We start from the raw sequence: 23,359 nt of genomic DNA, 5'->3' as shown, positions 1-23,359 counted from the left end.
GTGGTTACGATGGCAAAGAATATTGAAAAAATGATTGCAGACACTTTTATGGAGATGGCACAGGGTCTGGAGACTGGAAGCTTTGGAAAACGACCAAAGATTGCGCTTACCGGTATGGGAAGTGAGCACGGAGAAGAGAATTCTATGGCAGCTGCAGAAGCGGCTGCAAAGGATGGAATTGATGTGTTCTATATCGGAACTCTGGAAGCAGATGGTGTGACGACCATTAAAGTGGCAAATGATGAAGAAGGCCATGACAAGATGGAAGAGCTGCTGGCAAGCAAAGAAGTAGATGCAGCAGTGACGATGCATTTCCCATTTCCAATCGGCGTATCTACCGTTGGACGTTGTGTAACACCGGCGCAGGGAAAAGAAATGTACATCGCGAATACAACGGGAACTTCCAGTACAGACCGCGTGGAAGGCATGATTAAAAATGCAGTATACGGAATCATTGCTGCAAAGGCTTGTGGAAATGCCAATCCAACCGTTGGAATTCTGAATGTAGACGGTGCCCGTCAGACGGAAAAAGCACTGAAACAGTTGAAAGACCAGGGATATGAAATCACATTTGCGGAGTCAGGAAGAGCAGATGGCGGATGCGTTATGAGAGGAAACGATGTCCTTCAGGCATCTCCGGATATTATGGTAACAGACTCTTTAACCGGAAATATCCTGGTGAAAATGCTTTCTTCTGCAAATACAGGCGGAAGCTTTGAAGCAACTGGTTATGGCTACGGCCCGGGAATTGGGGAAGGGTACGAACAGCTGGTAATGATCGTATCAAGAGCCAGTGGTGCACCGGTGATTGCAAATGCAATTCGCTATGCAGCACAGCTGGTAAAAGGAAAAGTATTTGAGGTTGCAAAAGAGGAATTTGCAGCAGTTAAGAAAGCTGGCTTTGATGAGATTTTAGGATCTGTGAAGGCGGCATCTAAACCGGCAGCTGCAGAAGAAGAGGTAAAAGAGCCTCCGAAGGAGATCGTAACAGCACAGATTCCGGGAATTGAAGTTATGGATCTGGAAGATGCAGTTAAAGTGCTGTGGAAGATTGGAGTTTATGCAGAAAGTGGTATGGGATGTACGGGACCGATCATCCGTGTATCAGATGCAAACCTTGCAAAGGCTGAGGAAGAATTAAAGAAAGCCGGATACATTAATTAAAAAGTATGAGTGATCATCTTGGGGAAAGTGGCGCTTGCTGTGGCAAGATGCCACTTTTCTGTTGATCAGAATCAAAAATATGAGGTGAGATGGTAAGAGATGGAAGCGATACTCAGACTGAATGAAGTAGAATATGAGAAAAAGGGTTTGATTCACAGGATATGGATCAGTATCTGTGTTGTGGCAGGACTGGTATTTCTGTACACTTGCGCGGTGACGGGAATGATGGATCGAGAATATAAGCTGGAGGCATCTGCTTCGCTTCACATGCGAAGCAGCGCAGGTACAGATGAACGGATAGATGAGAATATAGAGCTATTAAACATGGCTGAACTTCCCGGGATAGCAGTGACAGAAGGTGCGGAACGGATAACGATATTAAGGGAGGTTGAACAAGCGAATGCGCCAGAAGTCACCAGGAATGTGGCGATAGAGAAGTCTTTTGCAAATCCCGGTAGTGTGGCAGAAGGAAATCAGATGGGCGGACATGGGGATGCTCTTCCTGCGCCCTCAGTCTGTACCGTTCGCCTTCATGGGAATGGAGGTGCGCCGGAATTATCCGTACATCAGGAACAGATATCGGATGTGGGTGCTTCATGGACGAAGCCAAGAAGACTTGGGAAAGAGTTCTCCGGTTGGTATCTGGATGCTGCCTGTACCATTCCTTATGAAGGGGTAGAAGAAGGAATCAGTGAACTAGATTTGTATGCCGGTTGGAAAGATTTTGCCGGCTTCATCTCCGATGCGAGGGGATACTTAATTGGATGTACGTCCGAATTGTTGGTGGCAGACGGAATCTTCTTACTTCCGGTAAGCCCGGATTGTGTCGGAATTGCTTCCGGTGCATTTGACGGCGTGAATGAATCTGTGTTGGAGCTTTATATTACGGCAAATATTACAGAGATTGAAGAAGGTGCACTGGATTCATTAAAACCGCTTTGGTATATTGAGGCAGATCCGGCCAATCCATCTTATTATAGTGAAGATGGCGTGCTGTACCATAGGAATGGAGCAGTAGTAAAAGATCCATTCACGGATTGAATTCTGAAGAAGCAGGTGCTATAATAGGTTGGATTAAATCGGAGGCAGGAAAAGAAGATGGAGATTCAACAGATTACCAAAGATAAGCGGGATTATATGTATCTGCTTCTTGTGGCAGATCCTCAGGAAGACATGGTGGACCGGTATCTGGATGAAGGCGATATGTTTATCCTGAAGGATCAGGGAGAAGTGAAAACCGTCTGCGTGGTAACCCTTCTTAAGAATCATAAATGTGAGTTGAAGAATATTGCGACGCTCACGGAAGATCAGGGAAAGGGCTATGGCAGATATATGATAAATTTTGTGTGTGAATATTACAGCGGCCAGTGCGATACCATGTATGTGGGAACGGGAAACAGCAGAAAGACAATTGGATTTTATGAGAAATGTGGATTTGTAAACTCTCATATCATTGCCAATTTTTTTGTAGACCATTACAAAGAACCCATCTACGAGGAAGGAGTTCGCCTGGTAGATATGATATATTTGAAAAAATCACTAGAGTCAAAGCTGGATGTAAAAAAAGTCGTAGATATGGCGATTGAAGCAGGACGAATCCTGTTGAAAAACGGGGCGGAGATCTTTCGTGTGGAGGAGACCATTACCCGGATCTGTAAACGGTTTCACGTCAATCATGTAGATATCTTTACACTGAGCCATGCGATTTTTGTCAGCGCAGAAAATGGGGAGGAAGAGGCGTATACAAGAGTAAAACACGTTCCGTTATCTGCACCGCATCTTGGAGTTGTGGCGGAAGTTAATGATCTTTCCAGAGAGATTTCAGCAGGTCATGTGACCATTAATGAGGCGGTAGAACGACTGAAAGAGATCGATGAGATACCGCCAAAGAAGGCATATGTACAGATTCTTGCCGGTGGTATCGGAAGCGGATTTTTTGGAGTGATGCTTGGTTCTACACCGTTAGAAAGTGCGGTGGCCTTTGTCATCGGCTGTTTGGTAAATGTCTGGGTATTGATCGGAAAGCGCAACCATATGTCGAAAATTATTGTCAATATCATCGGCGGAGTTTTGATTACCGCATTTACGCTGCTTTTCCAGTATTTGATTTTCTGGAATGCGATGCGGATTGACGGCATTATTATCGGGGCGATTATGCCACTGGTGCCGGGACTTGCATTTGTCAATGCAATCCGTGATATTGCGGATAGTGATTTTCTGTCGGGAACGGTCCGTATGATAGACGCGCTCTTGGTGTTCGTATATATCGCGATCGGAGTGGGATGCGTATTAAGTCTTTATTATAGATTGGGAGGGATGATATGATAGAAGGAATCCTTGTCAATGGCGTGTGTGCATTTATGGGAACCGTTGGATTTGCCATGATGTTTAATGTTCCGAAGCGATATTATTTAAGTTGTGGAATGACCGGTGCGGTCGGATGGCTGGTATACAAAGGCGTACACTTGTATGCATCTTCTGCGGTAGCGTCCTTTCTGGCAGCGCTTATGGTAGTTCTGATTTCACGAATGCTGACCGTGCGGATGAAGTGTCCGATTACCATTTTTCTGGTATCCGGGATTATCCCGCTGGTACCGGGGGCCGGAGTGTATTATACGGCGTACTATTTGGTTATGAATCAGTTGTCTATGGCGGCGCAGAAAGGAATGGAATCCATTAAGATTGCATTTGGCATTGTGTTGGGTATCGCCTTTATTATTTCCATTCCGCGTGAAGCATTCCAGATGGGATATTGGCGTCAAAAGATCAGACTTAGGAAGATCCGGTTTAGGAGAAATCGTAAAAATCGGCTGCAAGGTTGAAGGAACAATGCCGCCTGTGTTACAATAAAAAACAGTAATAAAAGTTAGGAGATTAGAGGACATGAGTAAAGTAAGAACAAGATTTGCACCAAGTCCTACGGGAAGAATGCATGTAGGGAATTTAAGAACAGCGTTGTATGCGTATCTGATTGCAAAGCATGAGGATGGCGACTTTATGTTGAGAATCGAAGATACCGATCAGGAGCGTTTTGTAGAGGGAGCGCTGGAGATCATCTATCATACACTGGAAGAGACAGGGTTGGTGCATGATGAAGGTCCGGACAAGGACGGAGGTGTAGGACCTTATGTGCAGAGTGAGAGAAATGCATCTGGTCTTTATCTGGAGTATGCAAAGAAGCTGATTGAGCAGGGAGATGCTTATTACTGCTTCTGTGACAAAGAGAGACTGGAATCCTTAAGGAGCAGCGTATCTGAGGGCAGTGATACAGAGATTGTTGTGTATGATAAGCACTGTCTTGGATTGAGTAAGGAAGAAGTGGAAGCAAATCTGGCAGCAGGAAAGCCGTACGTGATTCGCTTTAATATGCCGACAGAAGGAACGACTACATTCCACGATGACATTTACGGAGAGATTACCGTTCCGAATAAGGAGATGGAAGATTTGATTCTGATCAAATCCGATGGTTATCCGACGTATAATTTTGCAAATGTAATCGATGATCATCTGATGGGAATCACCCATGTTGTGCGTGGAAATGAATACCTTTCATCTGCGCCGAAGTATAATAAGATTTATGAAGCGTTTGGATGGGACATTCCGGTATATGTACACTGCCCATTGATTACAGATGAAAATCATAAGAAGCTTAGCAAGAGATGTGGACATTCTTCTTATGAAGATTTAATTGATCAGGGATTTGTGACAGAGGCAGTTGTCAATTATGTGGCGCTGCTTGGATGGTGTCCGTCTGACAATCAGGAGATCTTCTCTTTGGAAGAGCTCATTAAGGCTTTTGATTATCGCCATATGAGTAAATCACCTGCCGTATTCGATGTGGTAAAATTAAAATGGATGAACGGTGAATACTTAAAAGCGATGGACTTTGATAAGTTCTACCAGATGGCAGAACCATATATGAAAGAGGTTGTGACAAAGGATTGTGACTTGAAGAAGATTGCGGCTTTAGTAAAGACGAGAATTGAAGTGCTTCCGGATTTGAAAGAGCAGATTGATTTCTTTGAAGAATTGCCGCAGTATGATACAGCAATGTACTGTCATAAGAAAATGAAGACGAATGAAGAAAATTCTTTGGAAGTATTGCAGGAGGTACTGCCGCTTCTTGAGCAGCAGGAAGATTTCAGCAATGATGCGCTGTTTGAGGTGCTGAAAGGTTATGTAGACGAGAAAGGTGTAAAGACTGGATTTGTGATGTGGCCAGTTAGAACGGCGGTATCAGGAAAACAGAACACACCGGGCGGTGCAACAGAGATTATGGAGATTTTGGGAAAAGAAGAATCTCTAAGAAGAATCCGTGCAGGAATCGAATTACTGCAGAAATAGCAGGAAAAAGATAAGTAGAAAACAAGTAAGGGGAGTCTCATGAGTTTAAATCACGCTCAGAAGAGGGCAGTCGCCCATCGGGAAGGACCTTGTATGGTCCTTGCCGGCCCCGGTTCCGGGAAGACACTTACCATTGCAAAAAGAATCGAATATCTGATTACAAAGTATAGGGTAAGACCAGAAGAAATTCTGGTCATTACCTTTACAAAGTATGCCGCAAAAGAGATGAAGGAACGGTTTTGTTCCCTGTATGGCTGCGGAAATACTGCCGTGACTTTTGGTACCTTCCATGGAATTTATTATGGAATTCTGAAATGGGCATATGGTTTAAATCAGAGCAATCTTTTAAGTGATGAAGAAAAATACATATTAATTCGAGAAGCGGCAACGAAGCTTTCTTGGGAAGAATTAAAAGGAGCCGGAGAAGAAAAAGAATATTTGCAGGAATTAGCGGCAGAAATCGGCAACATTAAGAATAACTGCAGGGATATCCGCACGTATGAATCCCAAAAGTATGGAACAGAGAGATTTCGGGAACTGTATCGGAATTATGAACGGATGAAGCAGGAGCTTCGCAAGATTGATTTTGAAGATATGCTGATCAAATGCAGGGCGCTTTTTCTTCACCGGCCGGATATTTTGAAGAAATGGCAGGAGAAGTTTCAGTATATTTTGGTGGATGAATTTCAGGATATTAATCAGGCTCAGTATGATGTGGTGCGGATGCTGGCAGCGCCGCAGAACAATCTGTTCGTGGTAGGGGATGATGATCAATCGGTTTATGGATTCCGCGGGGCGAAGCCGGGGATTATGATGCAGTTTCAAAAGGATTATCCACAGGCCGATCGGATTCTTTTAGATATCAATTACCGATCTTCCGGGCATATTGTAAACGGGGCGCTTCGAGTAATCGGGAACAATAAGATGCGCTTTGATAAAGCGATTTGCTCCAGTCGGGAAGCGGGAGATAGTGTTCATATTCAGGAAGTTCAGGATCCGGCAGAAGAAGCAGAGTATGTGGCAGATCAAATTAAGATTGCAGCACAGAAGGGAATTCCTTACAGCGAGATGGCAGTGTTGTACCGGACCGTTGCGGATGCAAGAGCTGTATCGGAAGCATTGTCCAAGCAGCAGATTCCCTTTACGATGAAGGAGCGTATTCAGAACCTTTATGATCACTTTATTGCGGCGGATCTTCTTAGTTATCTTCATCTAGCTCAGAAAGACTGGAAACGGGCATATTTTTTACAGGTGGCAAATAAGCCCAATCGTTATCTTAGCAGGGACAGCATGGAAGGGGAGCCGGTGACCTATGAGTCTATGAGGAATTTTTATTGTGATAAGGACTGGATGATGGATCGAATTGATCAGTGGGAATGGGATATGAAGATGATTCGTGACAAAACGCCGTATGCGGCAGTTCAGTATATCCGCAAAAATATAGGATATGAAGAATATCTGAAGGAATATGCGGCTTCCAGACAACTTTCTTTCGAAGAGCTTAAGTTGGTTTTAGAGGAAATCCACAGTCAGGCAAAAGCTTATCGAACAGCCCAGGAGTGGTTTGCGCATATCGAAGAATATAGGGAAACTTTGAGAAGACTTCAGATGAGGGAGAATCAAAGAAAACCGGACGGTGTAGCAATGATGACGATGCACGGCGCCAAAGGTCTGGAATTTGAACAGGTATTTCTGATCCATGCAAATGAAGGGTGCACGCCTTATAAGAAGGCAAAGACGGCAGAAGAGATTGAGGAAGAACGCAGACTCTTCTATGTAGCTATGACACGGGCAAAACAGAAGCTGATCATTAGTTATGCAAAAGAAAAAAACGGGAAAGACCTAAGCCCATCCCGTTTTGCAGAAGAATTACTCTTCGTCTAATTCTTCAAATTCCTGCGTATCCATCCACTCGTCAAAAGCATCTGCGGCGATTTCGTATTCGTCATCGTCCTCGATGTTTTGAAGTTCCGGCTCGCCGTCGGCATTCTCAATATAGCGGTACAGATATACATCGCCTTCTTCGGTCTCGCCTTCTTCATTTAATGGAAGCAGTGCAATGTACTGATTCTCTCCGGCTTCAAATAAAGTCAGAATGGCACATTCTACTACCTCATCATTATCAAGAGTCAGTTCCACTGTCATAAATTCATCCATGATTTGCTCTCCTTTGTTTTATAGATATCTTTATTCGATATCTTTACTCTACCAAAGGAATCTCTAAAAAGCAAGGAAAAATGAAAAGAGTAGCCAAAACGGTAAAAATGTTGTAAAATAAGGCTGTCCGTGTGGGAAAAACACAGATTAAGGAGGATGTCATTATGCAGAAGAAAAGAATGTTAAGCGTGTTGGCAGTGATGCTCGTGTGCATTTTCGCATTATCCGGATGCAAAAAGAATGTTGGAACACCGGAAGACAATGCGGTGAAAGAAGAAACGGAAGAAGGAACAGAAGGAGAAGAGGACTCTGGTGAAGGAGAAGGGTATCATTTCGGCTTTTCCGGAATCGATATGGAAAATCCTTATTTTATTACACTGGAGGCATCAATCCGGGAGGAATTGGAAAAAGAAGGCTATACGCTGACGATGAAAGATCCGGCATCAGATCCGAAGCTTCAGGCAAGTCAGTTAAGCGAGATGATAGAAGAAGGCGTAGATGCAGTATTTTTAAGTCCGGTAGACTGGGAAGAGATTACTCCGTCACTGGAGGAATTAAAAGAAGCAGGGGTAAAGATTATCAATGTGGACAGCCAGGTGAAAGAGATGGACTATGTGGATGCCTATGTGGGATCGGATAATCGGGAGGCAGGATATATCTGTGGACAGGATCTGATTGAAAAATGTCCATCAGGCGGAAAGGTAGCAATTTTAGAGAGTCCGGCACAAAATTCCGTTAACGACCGAATTACCGGATTTGAGGAGGCAATTACCAAGGCGGAAAATGGATTTGAAGTGGTAGCCAGAGAGGATACGGGCGGTCAGTTTGAGAAAGCGCTTGAGGTGGCAACAGCAATGATAGAAGAACACCCGGATGTGACAGCGATTATGTGTGGAAATGATCAGCTGGCGGTTGCAGTGATAACTGCGGTTAATTTGGCAGGGCTGGATGAAGTGCTGATTTATGGAGTGGACGGTTCACCGGATATTAAAAAAGAGTTGAAAAAGTTAGACAGCCAGATCGCGGCGACAGCAGCTCAGTCTCCGATTAATATCGGGAAGACGGCAGCGCAGATTGCAGTAAAAGTGCTGGATGGAGAAGAATATGAGAAGGAGACTTTTGAAGAAGTTTTTCTGATTAACAAAGATAATGTGGAAATGTACGGCGTGGATGGCTGGCAATAGACAGAAAGGGTGGACAGGATATGGAAGAGGCATGCAGGAAAAAGAAAATGGAGATAGAGACGGACTGTAGGGAATCGGGATGTGATTGTGTGGAGATTACTGCAGTGACAGGAGATCCCCTTCCGCTTGGCGTCAAGGCAGCAGATGGAAAAGTGAATTTCGCAGTTTCTGTTCCTGCCGGAAGTTCTGCCTGTCTGATTCTTTACCGGAAGGGGGAGACGAAACCCAGGAAGGTTTTCCCGATGAAGAGAGCATCCGGAAGAGTTTGGAGTGTGGCGCTTGAGGGCTTGGATACGTCCTGTTATGAATACAATTATCAAATCGGAGATCAGATTGTGGTCGATCCTTATGCGAAGGCTCTGGAAGGAAAGAGCGTATGGGGAAAGCCGTGTGATGTACAGCAGCATGAAGTGCGCGGAAGCTTGAGTCAAAAAGCGTTCGACTGGGAAGGGGATGCTCCCCTTGAGATTCCGTATCATCAGGTTGTTGCTTACAGTCTTCATGTAAGAGGTTTTACGAAGCATTTCTCTTCTGGCGTGAAAGGGAAAGGAACGTTTCAGGGGTTGATTGAAAAGCTCCCCTATCTTGTAGACCTGGGCGTAAATCAGATTCAATGTATGCCGGTATATGAATTTGAAGAGTGTAAACGTTATACCAATTATTGGGGGTATGGAGAAGCATTCTGTTTTGCGCCTAAAAGCGCCTATGCGGCATCAAAAGATCCGGTGACGGAATGCAAAGAGATGGTGAAGGCATGTCACAGAGCGGGGATAGAAGTTGTATTTGAAATGCCGTTTACCGACAAGATGCCAAAGCAGATGATGGAAGAATGTCTGCGGTATTATGTGCTGGAATATCATGTGGATGGCTTTATCCTGAATCCTTTGGTTGCTCCTATGGAAGGGATTTTGGCAGATCCGATTCTGGGAACATCGAAGATTATGACTCACCAGACGGGATTTCAGACGGTAATGCGTCGGTTCCTGAAGGGGGATGAAGGAATGGTTGGCGATGTGATTTACTGGCTTCGACACAGCAGTGAAGGAGAAGGCATCTTTAATAATATAGCAGGCCATACGGGATTTACGATGTACGATATGGTTTCTTATGATGGGAAGCATAATGAGGCAAATGGCGAGCAGAACCAGGACGGCCCGGATTATAATTACAGCTGGAATTGTGGAGCGGAGGGACCGACAAAGAAAAAAACGGTACTGGAACTTAGAAAGAAGCAGCTCTATAATGCGTGGTTTCTGCTTTTAACGGCACAAGGGACACCCTGTATTTTAGCAGGAGACGAGTTCGCAAATACGCAGAAAGGGAATAACAATGTCTATTGTCAGGATAATAGCACTGCGTGGCTGGACTGGAGAAAATTGGAAAAAGAAGCGGAGCTTCATGCCTTTGTGAAGGCGCTGATCCGAATTCGGAAACAGTATCCGGTATTTGCCCCGGCTAAGGAGATGCAAGGGTTGGATAAAACCAGGTGCGGGGTACCGGATGTATCTTATCACGGTGAGAGCGCATGGAGAACTCCATCAGAAGTATACAGCCGGCAGCTTGGCGTGTATTACAGCGTTGATGACGGAGACGGAGAAAAGAAAGCAGCGTGTTTTGTGGCATATAATATGCATTGGCTGGAGCATGAATTTGCACTGCCTGCTCTTGGGAAGAATCAAAAATGGTATCGGATTGCGTCAACCAGAGAAGGCGTGCTGGAGAAACCGATAAAGCTGGAAAATCAGAAAATGGTGCCGGTAGAGGATCGAACAGTGATGCTTCTGGCAGGGATGTAGGAGAGAAGAATATGAAAGCGTTACAACATCTGCGGACAATTAATCATCATAAATGGCTGGTGATGAAGGGCTGCTTCAAAGTAGGGCTGTATCGGCAGGGGCTGATGCATGACCTGTCGAAATATTCTCCGACGGAATTTTTGGTGGGCTGTAGATATTATCAGGGGACCAGAAGTCCCAATAATGCGGAGCGGGAGAGTACCGGGTACTCGAAGGCGTGGCTTCACCACAAAGGAAGAAACAGACACCACTATGAGTATTGGATTGACTATAGCGTAAACCCGGGAGAAGGGATTGTAGGTCAGAAGATGCCGACTCGCTATGTGATCGAGATGTTCATAGACCGGATTGCAGCGTCCAAGACTTATCAGGGGGAGAATTATAAGGATACGCACCCTTTGGCATATTATGAACAGGGAGCGGCGAAGCTTGGCAGAATGATTCATCCAGACACGGCAAAGCAGCTTCATTTTCTGCTGACGATGTTGGCAGAAAAAGGGGAAGAAGAAACCTTCGCTTATATCCGTCATAAAATTCTTCAAAAAAATTAAAAAATAGTGTTGACATTTCCTTATTCATATAGTAATATAATCTTCGGACGGTCGATAGAGCGTCACTTGCGGAAGTGTCGGAACTGGCAGACGAGCAAGACTAAGGATCTTGTGATCAATGCGATCGTGTGGGTTCAAGTCCCATCTTCCGCAGTTCGTTAAATGGATGAGAAATCTTTGTGGTAAAGGTTTCTCATTTTTTGTATTTGCAAAATGATAGGAGAATGCATATGACGATCAGAGAACAGATGGAACAGTGGGAACTTCAGTATTTAAGTCCTTATGCCTCAAGAAGCAGTCAGTCAAGAGGAAGGCGGCAGCCGGAAGAGGAGTGCGATATTCGTCCGGTTTACCAGAGGGATCGAGATCGGATTCTCCACAGCAAGGCGTTTCGGCGACTTCGCCAGAAGACTCAGGTATTTTTGCTGGCGAAAGGGGATCATTACCGGACGAGGCTTACCCATACGTTAGAGGTATCTCAAAATGCAAGGACGATCGCGAAGGCGCTGCGCTTAAATGAAGATTTAGTGGAGGCGATTGCGCTTGGGCATGATCTTGGACATACCCCTTTTGGACATGCAGGCGAGAGAGCCTTGAATCAGGTGTGTTCGCTGGGATTTCGACATAATGAGCAGAGCGTACGCGTGGTGGAGCGTCTGGAGAAGCAGGGCAGAGGGTTAAATCTGACCTGGGAGGTCAGAGACGGAATTCTAAATCATAAGACAGGGACAACTCCTGCAACGCTGGAAGGACAGATTGTAAGGCTTTCTGACAAAATTGCGTACATTTACCATGACATGGATGATGCAATTCGAGGTGGAATTCTCTCGGAAGAAGAAATCCCAAAAGAATATCGGGAAATTCTGGGTGAAACGCCTCGGATCCGTCTGAATTCCATGATCCATGATGTGATTACCAACAGTATGGATCAGCCGGTTATCCGAATGTCAGAGGAAGTGGAAGGAGCCATGAAAGGACTTCGCTCCTTCTTATTTACACATGTCTATATGAATCCGATAGCAAAAGGGGAAGAGTACAAAGCGGTGAATATGGTGGGGGAACTATATCATTATTATCGAGCCCATTTGGATTTATTGCCTCAATTCTATCAGGATATGCTGGAAGAAGGAGAAAAGGAAGAGCAGGTGGTCTGCGATTATATCGCAGGAATGACCGATAATTATGCGGTGCAGACCTTTGAAAAATATTTTGTTCCGGAATCTTGGAAAAATTAAAGGAAATCCGATTCTTTTGTCGAATATTATATATGAGGGCTTAAAAATGTATTATTCTGATGAAATCGTAGAAGAAGTAAGAGCAAAAAATGATATTGTGGATGTAATATCCGGTTATGTAAAACTGCAGAAAAAGGGAAGTTCCTATTTTGGCCTATGTCCGTTTCACAATGAGAAATCACCGTCTTTTTCCGTAAGCAGGCAGAAACAGATGTACTATTGTTTTGGCTGCGGCGCAGGCGGCAACGTATTTACCTTCCTTATGGAATATGAGAATTATTCCTTTGTGGAAGCGTTAAAATACCTGGCGGATCGGGCAGGCGTAAGTTTGCCGGAGCAGGAATATTCCAAGGAGGCAAAGGCGCGGGCGGATCTAAAAGGAGTGCTTTTAGAGATCAATAAGGCCGCTGCCCAGTATTTTTATGTACAGTTAAAGTCAGAGCATGGCGCTCAGGCATTAGATTACCTGAAAAGGCGTGAACTTGACGATGAGACAATCAAAGGGTTTGGATTGGGATACTCTAATAAATACAGCGATGATCTCTATCGGTATCTGAAATCAAAGGGCTATGCAGACGAGATGATTGCCAAAGCGGGACTGATTACGGTAGATGAGAAAAAGGGTGTTTATGACAAATTCTGGAACCGGGTGATGTTCCCGATTATGGATGCAAATAACCGTGTGATTGGCTTTGGCGGCCGTGTAATGGGAGATGCAAAACCCAAGTATTTGAATTCACCGGAGACGGTGATCTTTGATAAAAGCCGGAATTTGTACGGACTGAACAGAGCAAGAAGCTCCAGACGTCCTTATTTCCTGCTGTGTGAGGGGTACATGGATGTGATTTCCCTTCATCAGGCTGGATTTACCAATGCGGTGGCATCCCTTGGGACGGCTTTGACACCTGGACATGCTTCGCTGATCAAGCGGTATGTGCAGGAGGTATACCTGACTTATGACAGCGACGAGGCGGGAACTAAGGCGGCGCTTCGGGCAGTTCCGATTCTGAAAAATGTGGGAATCAGTGCAAGAGTGATCCGTATGGATCCTTATAAAGATCCGGATGAATTCATTAAGAATCTGGGAGCAGAAGCTTTTGAAGAGAGGATCCAAAAGGCGAGAAATGGTTTCATGTTCAGTTTGGAGATTCTGGAGCGTAGTTATGATATGCATTCCCCGGAAGGCAAGACGGGATTTATGCGGGAGGCAGCGAGACGCCTGACGGAGTTTGAGGAAGAGATCGAACGTAATAATTACATAGAAGCCGTAGCATCGTCCTACCACGTAGGGTATGAGGATCTTCGCAAACTGGTGACCAAGATGGCAATTCAGCAGGGGCTTGCCAAGCCAGTGGAGAGGCCGAAAACTACACAGAACAGAGAAAAGGGAAAGGAAGATGGGATTTTAAAATCTCAAAAAATCTTACTGACCTGGCTGATCGAGGACGAAGCGATTTTCCGACAGATTGAAAGGTACATTACTCCGGAAGATTTCTCGGAAGGGTTGTACCGCAAAGTGGCGGAGCTGGTATATGAGCAGTACCGGGAACATACTGTGAACCCGGCGCAGATTATGAATCATTTTACAGATGAGGAAGAACATAGAGAAGTTGCGGGATTGTTCCATACAAAAATCAAAGAGCTGACGACGGTAAAGGAACAGGAGAAAGCGTTGATGGAGACCGTAGTCCGGGTAAAAAGCCACAGTATTGAGGAAGCTACCAGGCATTTGGATGCGACAGATATCAGCGGACTGCAGCGGCTGATGGATGCGAAGCGTAAGCTGCAGGACCTGCAGAAACTGCATATTTCTATTAATTAAGGATAAAATATAAACAAGCAATGAGAGGATGGGCGCTACATGGAAGAAAACATGGCAAAATTTTTGGAGAAGCTAAGAGAACTGGTTGCACTGGGAAAGAAGAAAAAGAGCGTACTGGAACTGCAGGAAATCAATGATTTCTTTGCAGACATGGAACTGGATTCCGATCAGATGGAGAAGGTATTTGAGTATCTGGAATCCAACAATATCGATGTTCTTCGGATAAGTGATGACGATGATATTGACGATGTAGATATTATGATCTCCGAAGAAGATGATGTGGATATGGAGAAGATCGATCTGTCTGTTCCGGATGGAATCAGTATCGAGGATCCGGTGCGTATGTATCTGAAGGAGATCGGAAAAGTGCCGCTTCTGTCAGCGGAGGAAGAAGTAGAACTTGCAAAGCGCATGGCAGATGGAGACGAGGATGCTAAGAAACGCTTGGCAGAAGCCAACTTACGTCTGGTTGTCAGCATTGCAAAGCGTTATGTGGGACGAGGCATGCTGTTTTTAGACCTGATTCAGGAAGGAAACTTAGGTTTGATTAAGGCAGTGGAGAAATTCGACTACCAGAAGGGCTTTAAGTTTAGTACGTATGCGACCTGGTGGATCCGTCAGGCGATTACAAGAGCGATTGCGGATCAGGCGAGAACGATCCGTATTCCGGTTCATATGGTGGAAACCATCAACAAGCTGATCCGTGTGTCCAGGCAGCTCTTGCAGGAACTGGGAAGAGAACCGGCTCCGGAAGAAATCGCAGAAGAGTTGGACATGCCGGTAGAAAGAGTAAGAGAAATCCTGAAGATTTCACAGGAACCAGTATCTTTGGAGACTCCAATCGGAGAGGAAGAAGACAGCCATCTGGGAGATTTTATTCAGGATGACAATGTACCGGTTCCGGCAGAAGCAGCAGCCCAGACTCTGCTGAAAGAACAGCTGGATGAGGTGTTGGATACACTGACAGAACGGGAGCAGAAGGTATTGAGACTCCGCTTTGGTATGAATGACGGACGGGCGCGCACATTGGAGGAAGTTGGAAAAGAATTCGATGTTACCCGTGAGCGTATCCGCCAGATTGAAGCGAAAGCACTGCGCAAGCTTCGTCACCCAAGCCGTAGCAGAAAATTAAGAGATTATCTGGATTAAGAAAGAGGCGCCTATGGAACTATCAAAGAGACTTTACGCGGTTGCGGGTCTTGTGACAGAGGGCGCCTCTGTTGCAGATATCGGAACCGATCATGGTTATATTCCCATCTATCTGATGGAAAAGAAGATTGCATCCAAGGTGATTGCATTGGACATCAATAAGGGACCGCTGGAGAGGGCGCGGATGCATATCTTAGGACATGGATGGAAAGGGAAGATTGAGACCCGTCTGTCGGATGGGCTTTCGGCGGTAAAGCCGAAGGAAGTAGACACTATGATTGCAGCTGGAATGGGCGGCGGTCTGGTGATCAAGATTCTAAAAGAAGGAAAACAGGTGGCAGATACCATTGAGCATTTTATCCTTCAGCCACAGTCGGAAATATTTAAAGTACGTCAGTTTCTGGCAGAACATCATTTTCGGATTGAAGTAGAAGATATGACGGAAGAGGATGGGAAATTCTACCCGGTTATGCGGGTGGTACATGGGGAATCAGAAAGCTACAGCGCATGTGAATATCAGTACGGAAAGTGTCTTTTGAACGATCGGCATCCGGTATTGTATCGGTATCTGAAGCGGGAGATGGCAATCAAAGAAAGCGTCTTTCGCCAGCTCTTTGGCCATCGGGACAGTGAAAGCGCAAAAGTACGGATGGAAGAAGTGCGCAGGGAGATTCTGCTGGTGCAGGAAGCGCTGACCTATTTTGAGGAGGACGTATATGGAACTGAAACAGATTGTTAAGACCATTGAGAGGCAGTATCCCAAAGAAGAAGCAATGGAATGGGATAATGTAGGGCTTCTGGCAGGAAGAATGCAAAAAGAGGTGAAGCATATCTATGTGGCAGTGGATGCCACCGATGAGGTGATAGAGGACGCCCGGTGCGCAGAGGCGGATTTACTGGTAACACATCATCCGTTGATTTTTGGAGGAATGAAGCGTATCACTGACGAAGATTTTATCGGGCGGCGGCTTGTGAAGCTTTTAAGAGAGGACATTGCCTGCTATGCTATGCATACGAACTACGATGTACTTCGGATGGCACGACTTTGTGCAGATCTTTTCGGGCTGGAGGAACAGAGGGCGTTGGAAGTAACAAGAGAGATTCCGGAAGCAGGGATTGGCAGCATCGGGTTTTTGAAGGAAGCTATGCTTTTAAAAGATTGCTGTGAACGGGTAAAAGAAAGATTTGAACTGGAGTCTGTCAGAGTGTTTGGAGATCTTGATCGGTCGGTAAAGAAGATTGCTATTTGTCCGGGCTCTGGGAAAAGTGTGATTGATGTGGCAATTTCAAAAGGCGCAGATGTGCTTCTGACTGGCGATATCGGTCACCATGAAGGAATTGACGCCGTGGCGAGAGGTCTGGCGGTGATCGATGCCGGGCACTATGGTCTGGAAAGCGCTTTTATAAAAGATATGTCGGCGTGGCTGTCCGAACAGCTACCGGAAGTAACCGTTACAGGGGCAAAGCGTCAATCTCCGTTTTCGGTGATCTGATTTATCCACGAAGGGCATAAGAATAGAAGCAGAAAACAAATTGCAGAAAAGAGGCTTGAGAATATGGAAAAGGCGGAAAAAGCAGACAAAATGCAGTTGTACCAGGTGAAAATTGGAGAAGAGACCAGACCGTATCAGGAAGGGACTTCTTATGGTCAGATCGCAGAAGAATTCCAAAAAGATTATAAAGATGATATTGTACTGGTATTTGTGGATGGGAAGCTTCAGGAATTAACGAAAACAGTGGAAAAAGACTGTACGCTTAAGTTTGAGACGACAGCCTCTGAGGCAGGGCATGATACCTACCGAAGAAGCATGAGCCTGATGCTGGTAAAGTCTATTTATGATGTCATTCCTCATGAGCAGATTGAAAAAGTGCGGATTCACTACTCCATCGGCAATGGATATTACTGCACGGTGGAAGGAAGCGCCAAAGTGACGCAGGAGTTTTTGGACCGTGTTGAGGAACGGATGAAAAGTCTGGTAGAAATGGATATGCCGATTTGGAAACGCTCTGTTAATACCGATGAGGCAATTACATTATTCCATCAGCATGGGATGCTGGATAAAGAGCGTCTGTTCCGGTACCGACGGGTTTCCAAGGTAAATATCTATAGTATGAATGAATTTGAAGATTATTACTATGGATATATGGTGCCAAGCGCAGGCTATTTGAAGTATTTTAAGCTAAAGCTTTATGATGATGGTTTTCTGCTTTTGATGCCGTCTAAGAAAGAGACGCGGCGGGTGGAAACGTTTGTTCCTCAGACAAAGCTCTTCCAGGTGCTGAAAGAATCTACCCAGTGGGGAGATATGCAGGAAATTGAGACGGTAGGCGCATTGAATGATAAGATTACCAAGAGTGATGCCCATGAAGTGGTACTGGTTCAGGAGGCGCTGCAGGAGAAGAAGATTGCAGAGATTGCAGCACAGATTGCCGCCAGGCCGGAGCTGAAATTTATTTTGATTGCGGGACCTTCCTCTTCGGGGAAAACGACGTTTTCACATCGACTGTCCATTCAGCTGCGGGCAAATGGTCTGGTTCCTCATCCCATTGCGGTGGATAACTATTTTGTAGAACGGGAAGACAATCCAAAAGATGAGAATGGAGACTATGATTTTGAATGTCTGGAAGCGGTCGATGTAAAACTCTTTAATCAGCAGCTTAAGGAGCTGCTGGATGGCAGGGAAGTGGTGATTCCAACCTTCAACTTTGTTACCGGTCACAAGGAATATGGATCAAAGACGAAGAAACTGGGTCCTAATGATGTGCTGGTGATTGAAGGAATCCATTGCCTGAATCCAAAGTTGACCTTAAATCTTCCGGATGCCAATAAGTATAAGATCTATATCAGTGCGCTGACGCAGCTTAACATTGATGAGCATAATCGGATCCCGACCACGGATGGCCGACTTCTTCGACGGATTGTCCGGGATGCGAGGACGAGAGGATCTTCTGCACAGAGAACCATCAATATGTGGAATTCTGTGCGGCGTGGAGAGGAACGCAATATTTTCCCGTATCAGGAAGAAGCGGATGTAATGTTTAACTCAGCTTTGATTTATGAGCTGGCGGTACTAAAGCCTTATGTGGAACCGCTGCTTTTCGGAATTGACAGAAGTGCGCCGGAGTATTTGGAGGCGAAGAGACTGTTGAAGTTTTTAGATTATTTTGTTCCAATTGGAAGCGAGAATGTACCGTCTAATTCTCTGCTTCGAGAATTTATCGGCGGAGGATGTTTCCACGTGTAAATCCTGGCGATATATGAAGCAAATTCAAATAATGCAGATAAAAAGAAAGAACCATAGACCTTGCGGGGTGGCAAAGAGCTTCCCGGCAGGGTCTGCGGTTCTTTTCTTTTTCTAAATCGGATTTGGCGAAAGCATTACTTATAAAATTTTTTCAGGTGCTCCATCTGGGATGTCATGTTCGTCATCAAGAGATCGGCGATGGTAATGGCCGCCATAGATTCTACAACGACAACGGCTCGCGGGACGATAACGGGGTCATGTCGCCCAGTGACGATAAGGGTTGTATTCTGGCCGTCGTTTGTGACGGTCTGTTGAGGCTGGGAGATGGAAGGGGTAGGTTTGACAGCTGCCCGAAGCACGAGAGGGCTTCCATCACTTAGTCCTCCTAAGACTCCGCCGGAGTGGTTGGTTCGTTTGCAGACCTCATTTCCTTCTATATAAAAGGCATCATTATTGGAACTGCCAAGAGAAGCAGAAGCGGCAAAACCGTCTCCGATTTCGATGCCTTTGACAGCCCCGATAGACAGAATCGCCTGAGCGAGGCGAGCGTCCAGCTTCTCAAAGACAGGTTCGCCGATTCCCACCGGAAGTCCGGTGATAACGCATTCGATTACGCCGCCGGCAGAATCCTGCTGTTCCATACAGGTTTTCAGATAATCCTCGGCTGCCTGTGCATATTCCAGATTCGGCATGTATAGACTATTTTTATGGATACAGAAATAGTCGTAAGTAGAGGCAGGTACTTGTACCGGACCGATAGAACGGGTGTAAGTGGTCAGGTGAATCCCAAGCTCTTCAAGAAGAAGGGATGCAACAGCGCCTGCGGCGACGCGTCCAATGGTTTCTCTTCCAGATGTCCGACCGCCGCCCCGGTAATCGCGAAAGCCATATTTGGTGTCAAAGGTGTAGTCTGCGTGTCCCGGACGATAGCAATTCTTGATACGGCTGTAATCATGGGATCGCTGATCGGTATTGGGAACTAGGAGGGACAGAGGGGTTCCGGTTGTTTTCCCATTGAAGACGCCGGAGAGGATCCGTACCTGATCCGCTTCCTTTCTAGCTGTGGAGAAACGGCTCTGTCCGGGTTTTCTCCGGTCCAGGAAAACCTGAATTTGCTCGGCGGACAGAGGAATTCCCGCCGGACATCCGTCGATTACGACGCCGATTGCGGGTCCATGAGATTCGCCCCAGGTAGTGACTGTAAATAAGGTTCCATAAGAAGATCCTGCCATGATGAAATGCTCCTTTACTGATAAATATTGTCAGGTCTTATTATAAACAATCAGGGGAAAAGCTGCAATTAAAAATCTTTTCCCCTAATTCTTCATGAAATCTTCATGAAAAAAATTGTCGTTTTTTCTGTACTTTTATAAAGGTGCATATTATAATGTTAGAGTGTATAATTGAAGATGGATTTATTATAGAGGTGTATAAGTAATGTGGAAGCGAAGCAAAAAAGCAAAGGAGACAGCCGGAGAAAGATTTGAGGACGAGCTGTTTTTGGATGATAGAGTCAAAGAGGACACATTCTTTGATGACGAGGACGATGAGGAATTCGGAAGACTTCTTGACGAAGATGTGGAGGAATTCGATGCTCTTTTTGATGAAGAAGAGCCGAAAAAAAGCAAAAAAAACAAGAAAGGCAAGAAGACAAAGAGCGCAAAAGGCAAAAGAAACGAAGGCTCAAAGAAGGGCAAAAAGACAGCAGCCATTGTACTGGGAAGTATTTTGGGAGTTTTTCTGTTAGTGTATGTTGGATTTGCACTGTTCTTTCATAGCCATTTTATGTTCTTTACAAAAATCAACGGAACGGATGTTTCGCTGAAAAGCGTAAGCGCCGTGGAAGCTTATATGGAGAAGCAGGTAGATGATTATGTGCTGACTATGAAGGAATCTGACGGCGGTCAGGAGATGATTGTGGGAACCGACATTTCTTTGGAATATGTTCCGGGAGAAGAATTGAAAAAGCTGGTAAAGAAGCAGGACAACTTTTTATGGATCAAGTCCTTGTGGGAGCATCCGAAGATTCAGGCAAAGGTCGGCGTGAAGTATGATGAGAAAGCGCTGGAGAAGAAGATCGGTAATCTAAACTGTATGAAGGAAGAAAATCAGGTGACATCTGTGGATGCGTATCCGCAGTTCCAGACCGATCAGTTCCAGGTGGTTCCGGAAGTGGTTGGAACCCAGCTTGACAATGAAAAGTTTCATAAGAAGGTGGCAGAGGCAATCAACGGATTTCAGAAAGAGATCGATCTGTTAAAGGCAGATTGTTATATTTTGCCAAAATTTACCAAGGAATCTCCTGAAGTGGCGGCAGCATGTGAAACGATGAACGGGTATTTGGGAGCCAGTGTAACCTATGATTTCAATCCTTATACAGAACTGGTGGATGCATCCGTGATTTCCCAGTGGGTGAAGGTGGATGCAGAGATGAACGTCACCTTTGATGAGGCGGCGGTCAGAGCCTATGTTCAGACACTTGCAGAGAAATACAATACCAAAGGGAAGACGAGAACTTTTACGACGGCAACGGGAAATACAGTGAATGTTGAAGGTGGAAGCTATGGCTGGCAGATTGATCAGGAAGCGGAATACCATACACTGATTGGAAATATTCAGAATGCAGAAGTAATAACGCGTGAGCCTGCCTATGCAAGCCGCGGGGCAAGCCACGAAGGAAATGACGTGGGAGGAACCTATGCAGAAGTAGACCTTACAGCACAGCATATGTACTTTGTACAGAATGGACAAGTTGTAATGGATACTCCGATTGTGACGGGAAATCCAAACAAAAAAGGCTGTGCAACGCCGCAGGGCGTGTACTCTCTGGCTTATAAAGCCTTAGATCAGGTACTTAGAGGCGATAAGAAACCAGATGGCTCTTATGAATATGAGACTCCGGTAAAATACTGGATGCCATTCAATGGAGGAATCGGATTCCATGACGCTAATTGGCAGCCGACCTTTGGTGGATCCCGGTACTTAACTAATGGTTCCCATGGGTGTGTCAATATGCCTCCGGCCAAAGCGGGAGAACTGTATAATCTGATTTCAGCAGGCACTCCGATCGTCTGCCACTATTAATCGGAAAGAGGAAAATAAGAATGTATGAACTGATAAAAAAAGACGGCCTTGCCAAGCGGGGAAGGCTGCACACGGTACATGGGGTCATTGAGACCCCTGTATTTATGAATGTAGGAACAGCTGCTGCGATCAAAGGAGCTGTATCGACAGAGGATCTTCAGGGGATTAAGACACAGGTGGAGTTGTCTAATACCTATCATCTTCATGTTCGTCCGGGAGATGAAGTGATTAAGAAACTGGGCGGACTTCATAAATTTATGGTGTGGGATAAGCCAATCCTGACAGATTCCGGCGGTTTCCAGGTGTTTTCTCTTGCGGGACTTAGGAAGATTAAGGAAGAAGGCGTTTATTTCAACTCTCATATTGACGGCAAGAAAATCTTTATGGGGCCGGAAGAGAGTATGCAGATTCAGTCAAATCTGGGTTCTACGATTGCGATGGCATTTGATGAATGCCCATCCAGCGTGGCAGATCGGGAGTATATGGAAAATTCTGTTGCCCGTACAACTAGATGGCTGGAACGGTGTAAGAAAGAGATGAATCGGCTGAACTCGCTGGAAGATACCATTAACCAGCATCAGTTGTTGTTTGGAATCAACCAGGGAGGTGTCTATGAAGACATCCGAGTCCAGCATGCAAAGGATATCGCGAAGCTTGATTTGGACGGCTATGCAATCGGAGGTCTTGCAGTTGGAGAAACCCATGAAGAGATGTATCGAATTTTAGATGCAGTGGTGCCGCATCTTCCGGAAAATAAGCCGACTTACCTGATGGGTGTTGGAACCCCGGCGAATATTTTGGAGGCGGTTGATCGTGGCGTAGACTTTTTCGACTGTGTTTATCCAAGTCGAAATGGACGCCATGGACATGTATATACCAATCAGGGGAAATTGAATCTTTTTAATGCCAAATATGAACTGGACATGAGTCCGATTGAGGAAGGATGTCAATGTCCGGCGTGTCGGCATTACTCCAGAGCGTACATACGCCACCTGTTAAAGGCAAAAGAGATGCTGGGAATGCGTTTGTGCGTACTTCATAATCTTTATTTTTACAACACGATGATGGAAGAGATTCGTGCGGCGATTGAAGCAGGAAATTATAAGGAATACAAAGAAGCAAAGCTTGCTGGAATGAATGCCGGGAAAAAGTAATCATAAAATAGAGATCATAAATATTTTATTAAATAGAAGGAAAGCACTTGATGAATAGTATAGAATTGTGTATGATAGCAATAGTGCTTATAGAGAATTAGGAGGAATTAAGATTATGTACACACTTGCAGCACAGGCAGGCGGTGCCAACTGGGCATTACTGATCGTAGTATACGTATTGATTTTCGGAGGTTTCTGGTTTATCTTTATCAGACCACAGAAAAAAGAGCAGAAGAGAGTTCAGACAATGATCGCCTCTATGGAAGTTGGCGACAGCGTATTGACAACGAGCGGATTCTACGGGGTTGTTATCGATATTAACGATTCTGATGTAATTGTAGAATTCGGAAGCAATAGAAACTGTCGTATTCCAATGCAGAAAGCAGCAATTGCACAGGTAGAAAAGGCATCTGCTGAATAAAAATGAAGATGGAATGCATTTTATGCAGACAAAAAAGAGAATCCAGATTGAAG

Annotated in this window: 20 protein-coding genes and 1 tRNA gene; 19 read left to right on the top strand and 2 right to left on the bottom strand. The window is 45.2% G+C overall.

All coding sequences use genetic code 11. The annotated features are described in order from the left end of the window. The first annotated feature begins 9 nt into the window (after positions 1 to 9). The 6 genes from grdD to WKT00_RS03375 all read left to right on the top strand — a co-directional run bounded on the left by grdD (position 10) and on the right by WKT00_RS03375 (position 7,392). Positions 10 to 1,164 (top strand): glycine/sarcosine/betaine reductase complex component C subunit alpha, encoded by a 1,155-nt coding sequence (gene grdD / locus WKT00_RS03400; RefSeq protein WP_340260966.1) that lies wholly within the window; start codon positions 10 to 12, stop codon positions 1,162 to 1,164. 99 nt (positions 1,165 to 1,263) lie between these two features. After that, positions 1,264 to 2,205 (top strand): InlB B-repeat-containing protein, encoded by a 942-nt coding sequence (locus tag WKT00_RS03395; protein ID WP_101694150.1) that lies wholly within the window; start codon positions 1,264 to 1,266, stop codon positions 2,203 to 2,205. A 57-nt stretch (positions 2,206 to 2,262) separates the two neighbouring features. Further along, a complete protein-coding gene (locus WKT00_RS03390; RefSeq protein ID WP_340260963.1) occupies positions 2,263 to 3,489 on the top strand; it encodes a GNAT family N-acetyltransferase in 1,227 nt (408 codons plus the stop codon). Next, positions 3,486 to 3,986, top strand: coding sequence for a threonine/serine exporter family protein (locus WKT00_RS03385; protein WP_101694152.1), 501 nt, complete (start codon positions 3,486 to 3,488; stop codon positions 3,984 to 3,986). The genes WKT00_RS03390 and WKT00_RS03385 overlap by 4 nt, the downstream gene beginning before the upstream one ends. 61 nt (positions 3,987 to 4,047) lie before the next feature. Beyond that, complete coding sequence (gene gltX / locus WKT00_RS03380; RefSeq protein WP_101694153.1) at positions 4,048 to 5,508, top strand: glutamate--tRNA ligase; 1,461 nt, start codon at positions 4,048 to 4,050, stop codon at positions 5,506 to 5,508. A gap of 39 nt (positions 5,509 to 5,547) precedes the next feature. Further along, positions 5,548 to 7,392: an ATP-dependent helicase gene (locus WKT00_RS03375; RefSeq protein ID WP_340260960.1), complete on the top strand. Its 1,845-nt coding sequence runs from the start codon at positions 5,548 to 5,550 to the stop codon at positions 7,390 to 7,392. On the opposite strand, the gene WKT00_RS03370 is transcribed toward WKT00_RS03375, so the two are convergent. Next, positions 7,378 to 7,665, bottom strand: a complete 288-nt coding sequence (locus WKT00_RS03370) for a DUF1292 domain-containing protein (RefSeq protein ID WP_101694155.1) — start codon at positions 7,663 to 7,665, stop codon at positions 7,378 to 7,380. The genes WKT00_RS03375 and WKT00_RS03370 overlap by 15 nt on opposite strands. Before the next feature lie 164 nt (positions 7,666 to 7,829). On the opposite strand from WKT00_RS03370, the gene WKT00_RS03365 reads away from it, so the two are divergent. From WKT00_RS03365 to WKT00_RS03320, 10 genes are all read left to right on the top strand, one after another. Beyond that, on the top strand, positions 7,830 to 8,849 hold the full coding sequence (locus WKT00_RS03365; protein WP_340260957.1) for a sugar ABC transporter substrate-binding protein: 1,020 nt from the start codon (positions 7,830 to 7,832) through the stop codon (positions 8,847 to 8,849). 47 nt (positions 8,850 to 8,896) lie between these two features. Next, positions 8,897 to 10,645 (top strand): alpha-amylase family glycosyl hydrolase, encoded by a 1,749-nt coding sequence (locus WKT00_RS03360; RefSeq protein ID WP_340260955.1) that lies wholly within the window; start codon positions 8,897 to 8,899, stop codon positions 10,643 to 10,645. Positions 10,646 to 10,656: 11 nt separating this feature from the next. Continuing rightward, the gene (locus tag WKT00_RS03355; protein WP_101694157.1) at positions 10,657 to 11,196 is read left to right on the top strand and encodes a DUF5662 family protein; all 540 of its coding nucleotides are present in this window, start codon (positions 10,657 to 10,659) and stop codon (positions 11,194 to 11,196) included. Between the two features lie 68 nt (positions 11,197 to 11,264). Beyond that, a tRNA-Leu gene (locus WKT00_RS03350) sits at positions 11,265 to 11,349 on the top strand. 77 nt (positions 11,350 to 11,426) lie between these two features. Then, positions 11,427 to 12,431, top strand: coding sequence for a deoxyguanosinetriphosphate triphosphohydrolase (locus WKT00_RS03345; protein ID WP_101694158.1), 1,005 nt, complete (start codon positions 11,427 to 11,429; stop codon positions 12,429 to 12,431). A 46-nt stretch (positions 12,432 to 12,477) separates the two neighbouring features. After that, positions 12,478 to 14,253, top strand: coding sequence for a DNA primase (gene dnaG / locus WKT00_RS03340; RefSeq protein WP_101694744.1), 1,776 nt, complete (start codon positions 12,478 to 12,480; stop codon positions 14,251 to 14,253). Positions 14,254 to 14,292: 39 nt separating this feature from the next. Beyond that, positions 14,293 to 15,402, top strand: a complete 1,110-nt coding sequence (rpoD, locus tag WKT00_RS03335; RefSeq protein ID WP_101694159.1) for an RNA polymerase sigma factor RpoD — start codon at positions 14,293 to 14,295, stop codon at positions 15,400 to 15,402. A 13-nt stretch (positions 15,403 to 15,415) separates the two neighbouring features. After that, positions 15,416 to 16,141, top strand: a complete 726-nt coding sequence (locus WKT00_RS03330; RefSeq protein ID WP_340260950.1) for a tRNA (adenine(22)-N(1))-methyltransferase — start codon at positions 15,416 to 15,418, stop codon at positions 16,139 to 16,141. Continuing rightward, positions 16,119 to 16,895 (top strand): Nif3-like dinuclear metal center hexameric protein, encoded by a 777-nt coding sequence (locus WKT00_RS03325; protein ID WP_173814335.1) that lies wholly within the window; start codon positions 16,119 to 16,121, stop codon positions 16,893 to 16,895. The genes WKT00_RS03330 and WKT00_RS03325 overlap by 23 nt, the downstream gene beginning before the upstream one ends. 63 nt (positions 16,896 to 16,958) lie before the next feature. Further along, positions 16,959 to 18,647: a nucleoside kinase gene (locus tag WKT00_RS03320; protein WP_101694162.1), complete on the top strand. Its 1,689-nt coding sequence runs from the start codon at positions 16,959 to 16,961 to the stop codon at positions 18,645 to 18,647. Between the two features lie 134 nt (positions 18,648 to 18,781). On the opposite strand, the gene aroC is transcribed toward WKT00_RS03320, so the two are convergent. After that, positions 18,782 to 19,879, bottom strand: a complete 1,098-nt coding sequence (aroC, locus tag WKT00_RS03315; RefSeq protein ID WP_101694163.1) for a chorismate synthase — start codon at positions 19,877 to 19,879, stop codon at positions 18,782 to 18,784. A 205-nt stretch (positions 19,880 to 20,084) separates the two neighbouring features. Between aroC and WKT00_RS03310 the strand changes: the two genes are divergently transcribed. The 3 genes from WKT00_RS03310 (at position 20,085) to yajC (ending at position 23,306) form a co-directional block, all read left to right on the top strand. Continuing rightward, positions 20,085 to 21,731, top strand: a complete 1,647-nt coding sequence (locus WKT00_RS03310; RefSeq protein ID WP_340260944.1) for a L,D-transpeptidase family protein — start codon at positions 20,085 to 20,087, stop codon at positions 21,729 to 21,731. A 20-nt stretch (positions 21,732 to 21,751) separates the two neighbouring features. Continuing rightward, the gene (tgt, locus tag WKT00_RS03305) at positions 21,752 to 22,885 is read left to right on the top strand and encodes a tRNA guanosine(34) transglycosylase Tgt (RefSeq protein ID WP_173814332.1); all 1,134 of its coding nucleotides are present in this window, start codon (positions 21,752 to 21,754) and stop codon (positions 22,883 to 22,885) included. 115 nt (positions 22,886 to 23,000) lie between these two features. Then, a complete protein-coding gene (gene yajC / locus WKT00_RS03300; protein ID WP_340260941.1) occupies positions 23,001 to 23,306 on the top strand; it encodes a preprotein translocase subunit YajC in 306 nt (101 codons plus the stop codon). Positions 23,307 to 23,359 lie beyond the last annotated feature (53 nt).

It is taken from the genome of Dorea sp. ICN-14282 (assembly GCF_037890115.1).
GTDB lineage: Bacteria > Bacillota > Clostridia > Lachnospirales > Lachnospiraceae > Dorea_B > Dorea_B phocaeensis.
Note: the sequence above shows the minus strand (reverse complement) of the source record. Positions and strands in the feature narration are given on the sequence as shown.

What these genes read in the sequence shown, in the direction of transcription:
- grdD (WP_340260966.1), top strand. Translation starts at nt 10, where the DNA reads ATGGCAAAGAATATTGAAAAAATGATTGCAGACACTTTTATGGAGATG.
- WKT00_RS03395 (WP_101694150.1), top strand. Translation starts at nt 1,264, where the DNA reads ATGGAAGCGATACTCAGACTGAATGAAGTAGAATATGAGAAAAAGGGT.
- WKT00_RS03390 (WP_340260963.1), top strand. Translation starts at nt 2,263, where the DNA reads ATGGAGATTCAACAGATTACCAAAGATAAGCGGGATTATATGTATCTG.
- WKT00_RS03385 (WP_101694152.1), top strand. Translation starts at nt 3,486, where the DNA reads ATGATAGAAGGAATCCTTGTCAATGGCGTGTGTGCATTTATGGGAACC.
- gltX (WP_101694153.1), top strand. Translation starts at nt 4,048, where the DNA reads ATGAGTAAAGTAAGAACAAGATTTGCACCAAGTCCTACGGGAAGAATG.
- WKT00_RS03375 (WP_340260960.1), top strand. Translation starts at nt 5,548, where the DNA reads ATGAGTTTAAATCACGCTCAGAAGAGGGCAGTCGCCCATCGGGAAGGA.
- WKT00_RS03370 (WP_101694155.1), bottom strand. Translation starts at nt 7,665, where the DNA reads ATGGATGAATTTATGACAGTGGAACTGACTCTTGATAATGATGAGGTA.
- WKT00_RS03365 (WP_340260957.1), top strand. Translation starts at nt 7,830, where the DNA reads ATGCAGAAGAAAAGAATGTTAAGCGTGTTGGCAGTGATGCTCGTGTGC.
- WKT00_RS03360 (WP_340260955.1), top strand. Translation starts at nt 8,897, where the DNA reads ATGGAGATAGAGACGGACTGTAGGGAATCGGGATGTGATTGTGTGGAG.
- WKT00_RS03355 (WP_101694157.1), top strand. Translation starts at nt 10,657, where the DNA reads ATGAAAGCGTTACAACATCTGCGGACAATTAATCATCATAAATGGCTG.
- WKT00_RS03345 (WP_101694158.1), top strand. Translation starts at nt 11,427, where the DNA reads ATGACGATCAGAGAACAGATGGAACAGTGGGAACTTCAGTATTTAAGT.
- dnaG (WP_101694744.1), top strand. Translation starts at nt 12,478, where the DNA reads ATGTATTATTCTGATGAAATCGTAGAAGAAGTAAGAGCAAAAAATGAT.
- rpoD (WP_101694159.1), top strand. Translation starts at nt 14,293, where the DNA reads ATGGAAGAAAACATGGCAAAATTTTTGGAGAAGCTAAGAGAACTGGTT.
- WKT00_RS03330 (WP_340260950.1), top strand. Translation starts at nt 15,416, where the DNA reads ATGGAACTATCAAAGAGACTTTACGCGGTTGCGGGTCTTGTGACAGAG.
- WKT00_RS03325 (WP_173814335.1), top strand. Translation starts at nt 16,119, where the DNA reads ATGGAACTGAAACAGATTGTTAAGACCATTGAGAGGCAGTATCCCAAA.
- WKT00_RS03320 (WP_101694162.1), top strand. Translation starts at nt 16,959, where the DNA reads ATGGAAAAGGCGGAAAAAGCAGACAAAATGCAGTTGTACCAGGTGAAA.
- aroC (WP_101694163.1), bottom strand. Translation starts at nt 19,879, where the DNA reads ATGGCAGGATCTTCTTATGGAACCTTATTTACAGTCACTACCTGGGGC.
- WKT00_RS03310 (WP_340260944.1), top strand. Translation starts at nt 20,085, where the DNA reads ATGTGGAAGCGAAGCAAAAAAGCAAAGGAGACAGCCGGAGAAAGATTT.
- tgt (WP_173814332.1), top strand. Translation starts at nt 21,752, where the DNA reads ATGTATGAACTGATAAAAAAAGACGGCCTTGCCAAGCGGGGAAGGCTG.
- yajC (WP_340260941.1), top strand. Translation starts at nt 23,001, where the DNA reads ATGTACACACTTGCAGCACAGGCAGGCGGTGCCAACTGGGCATTACTG.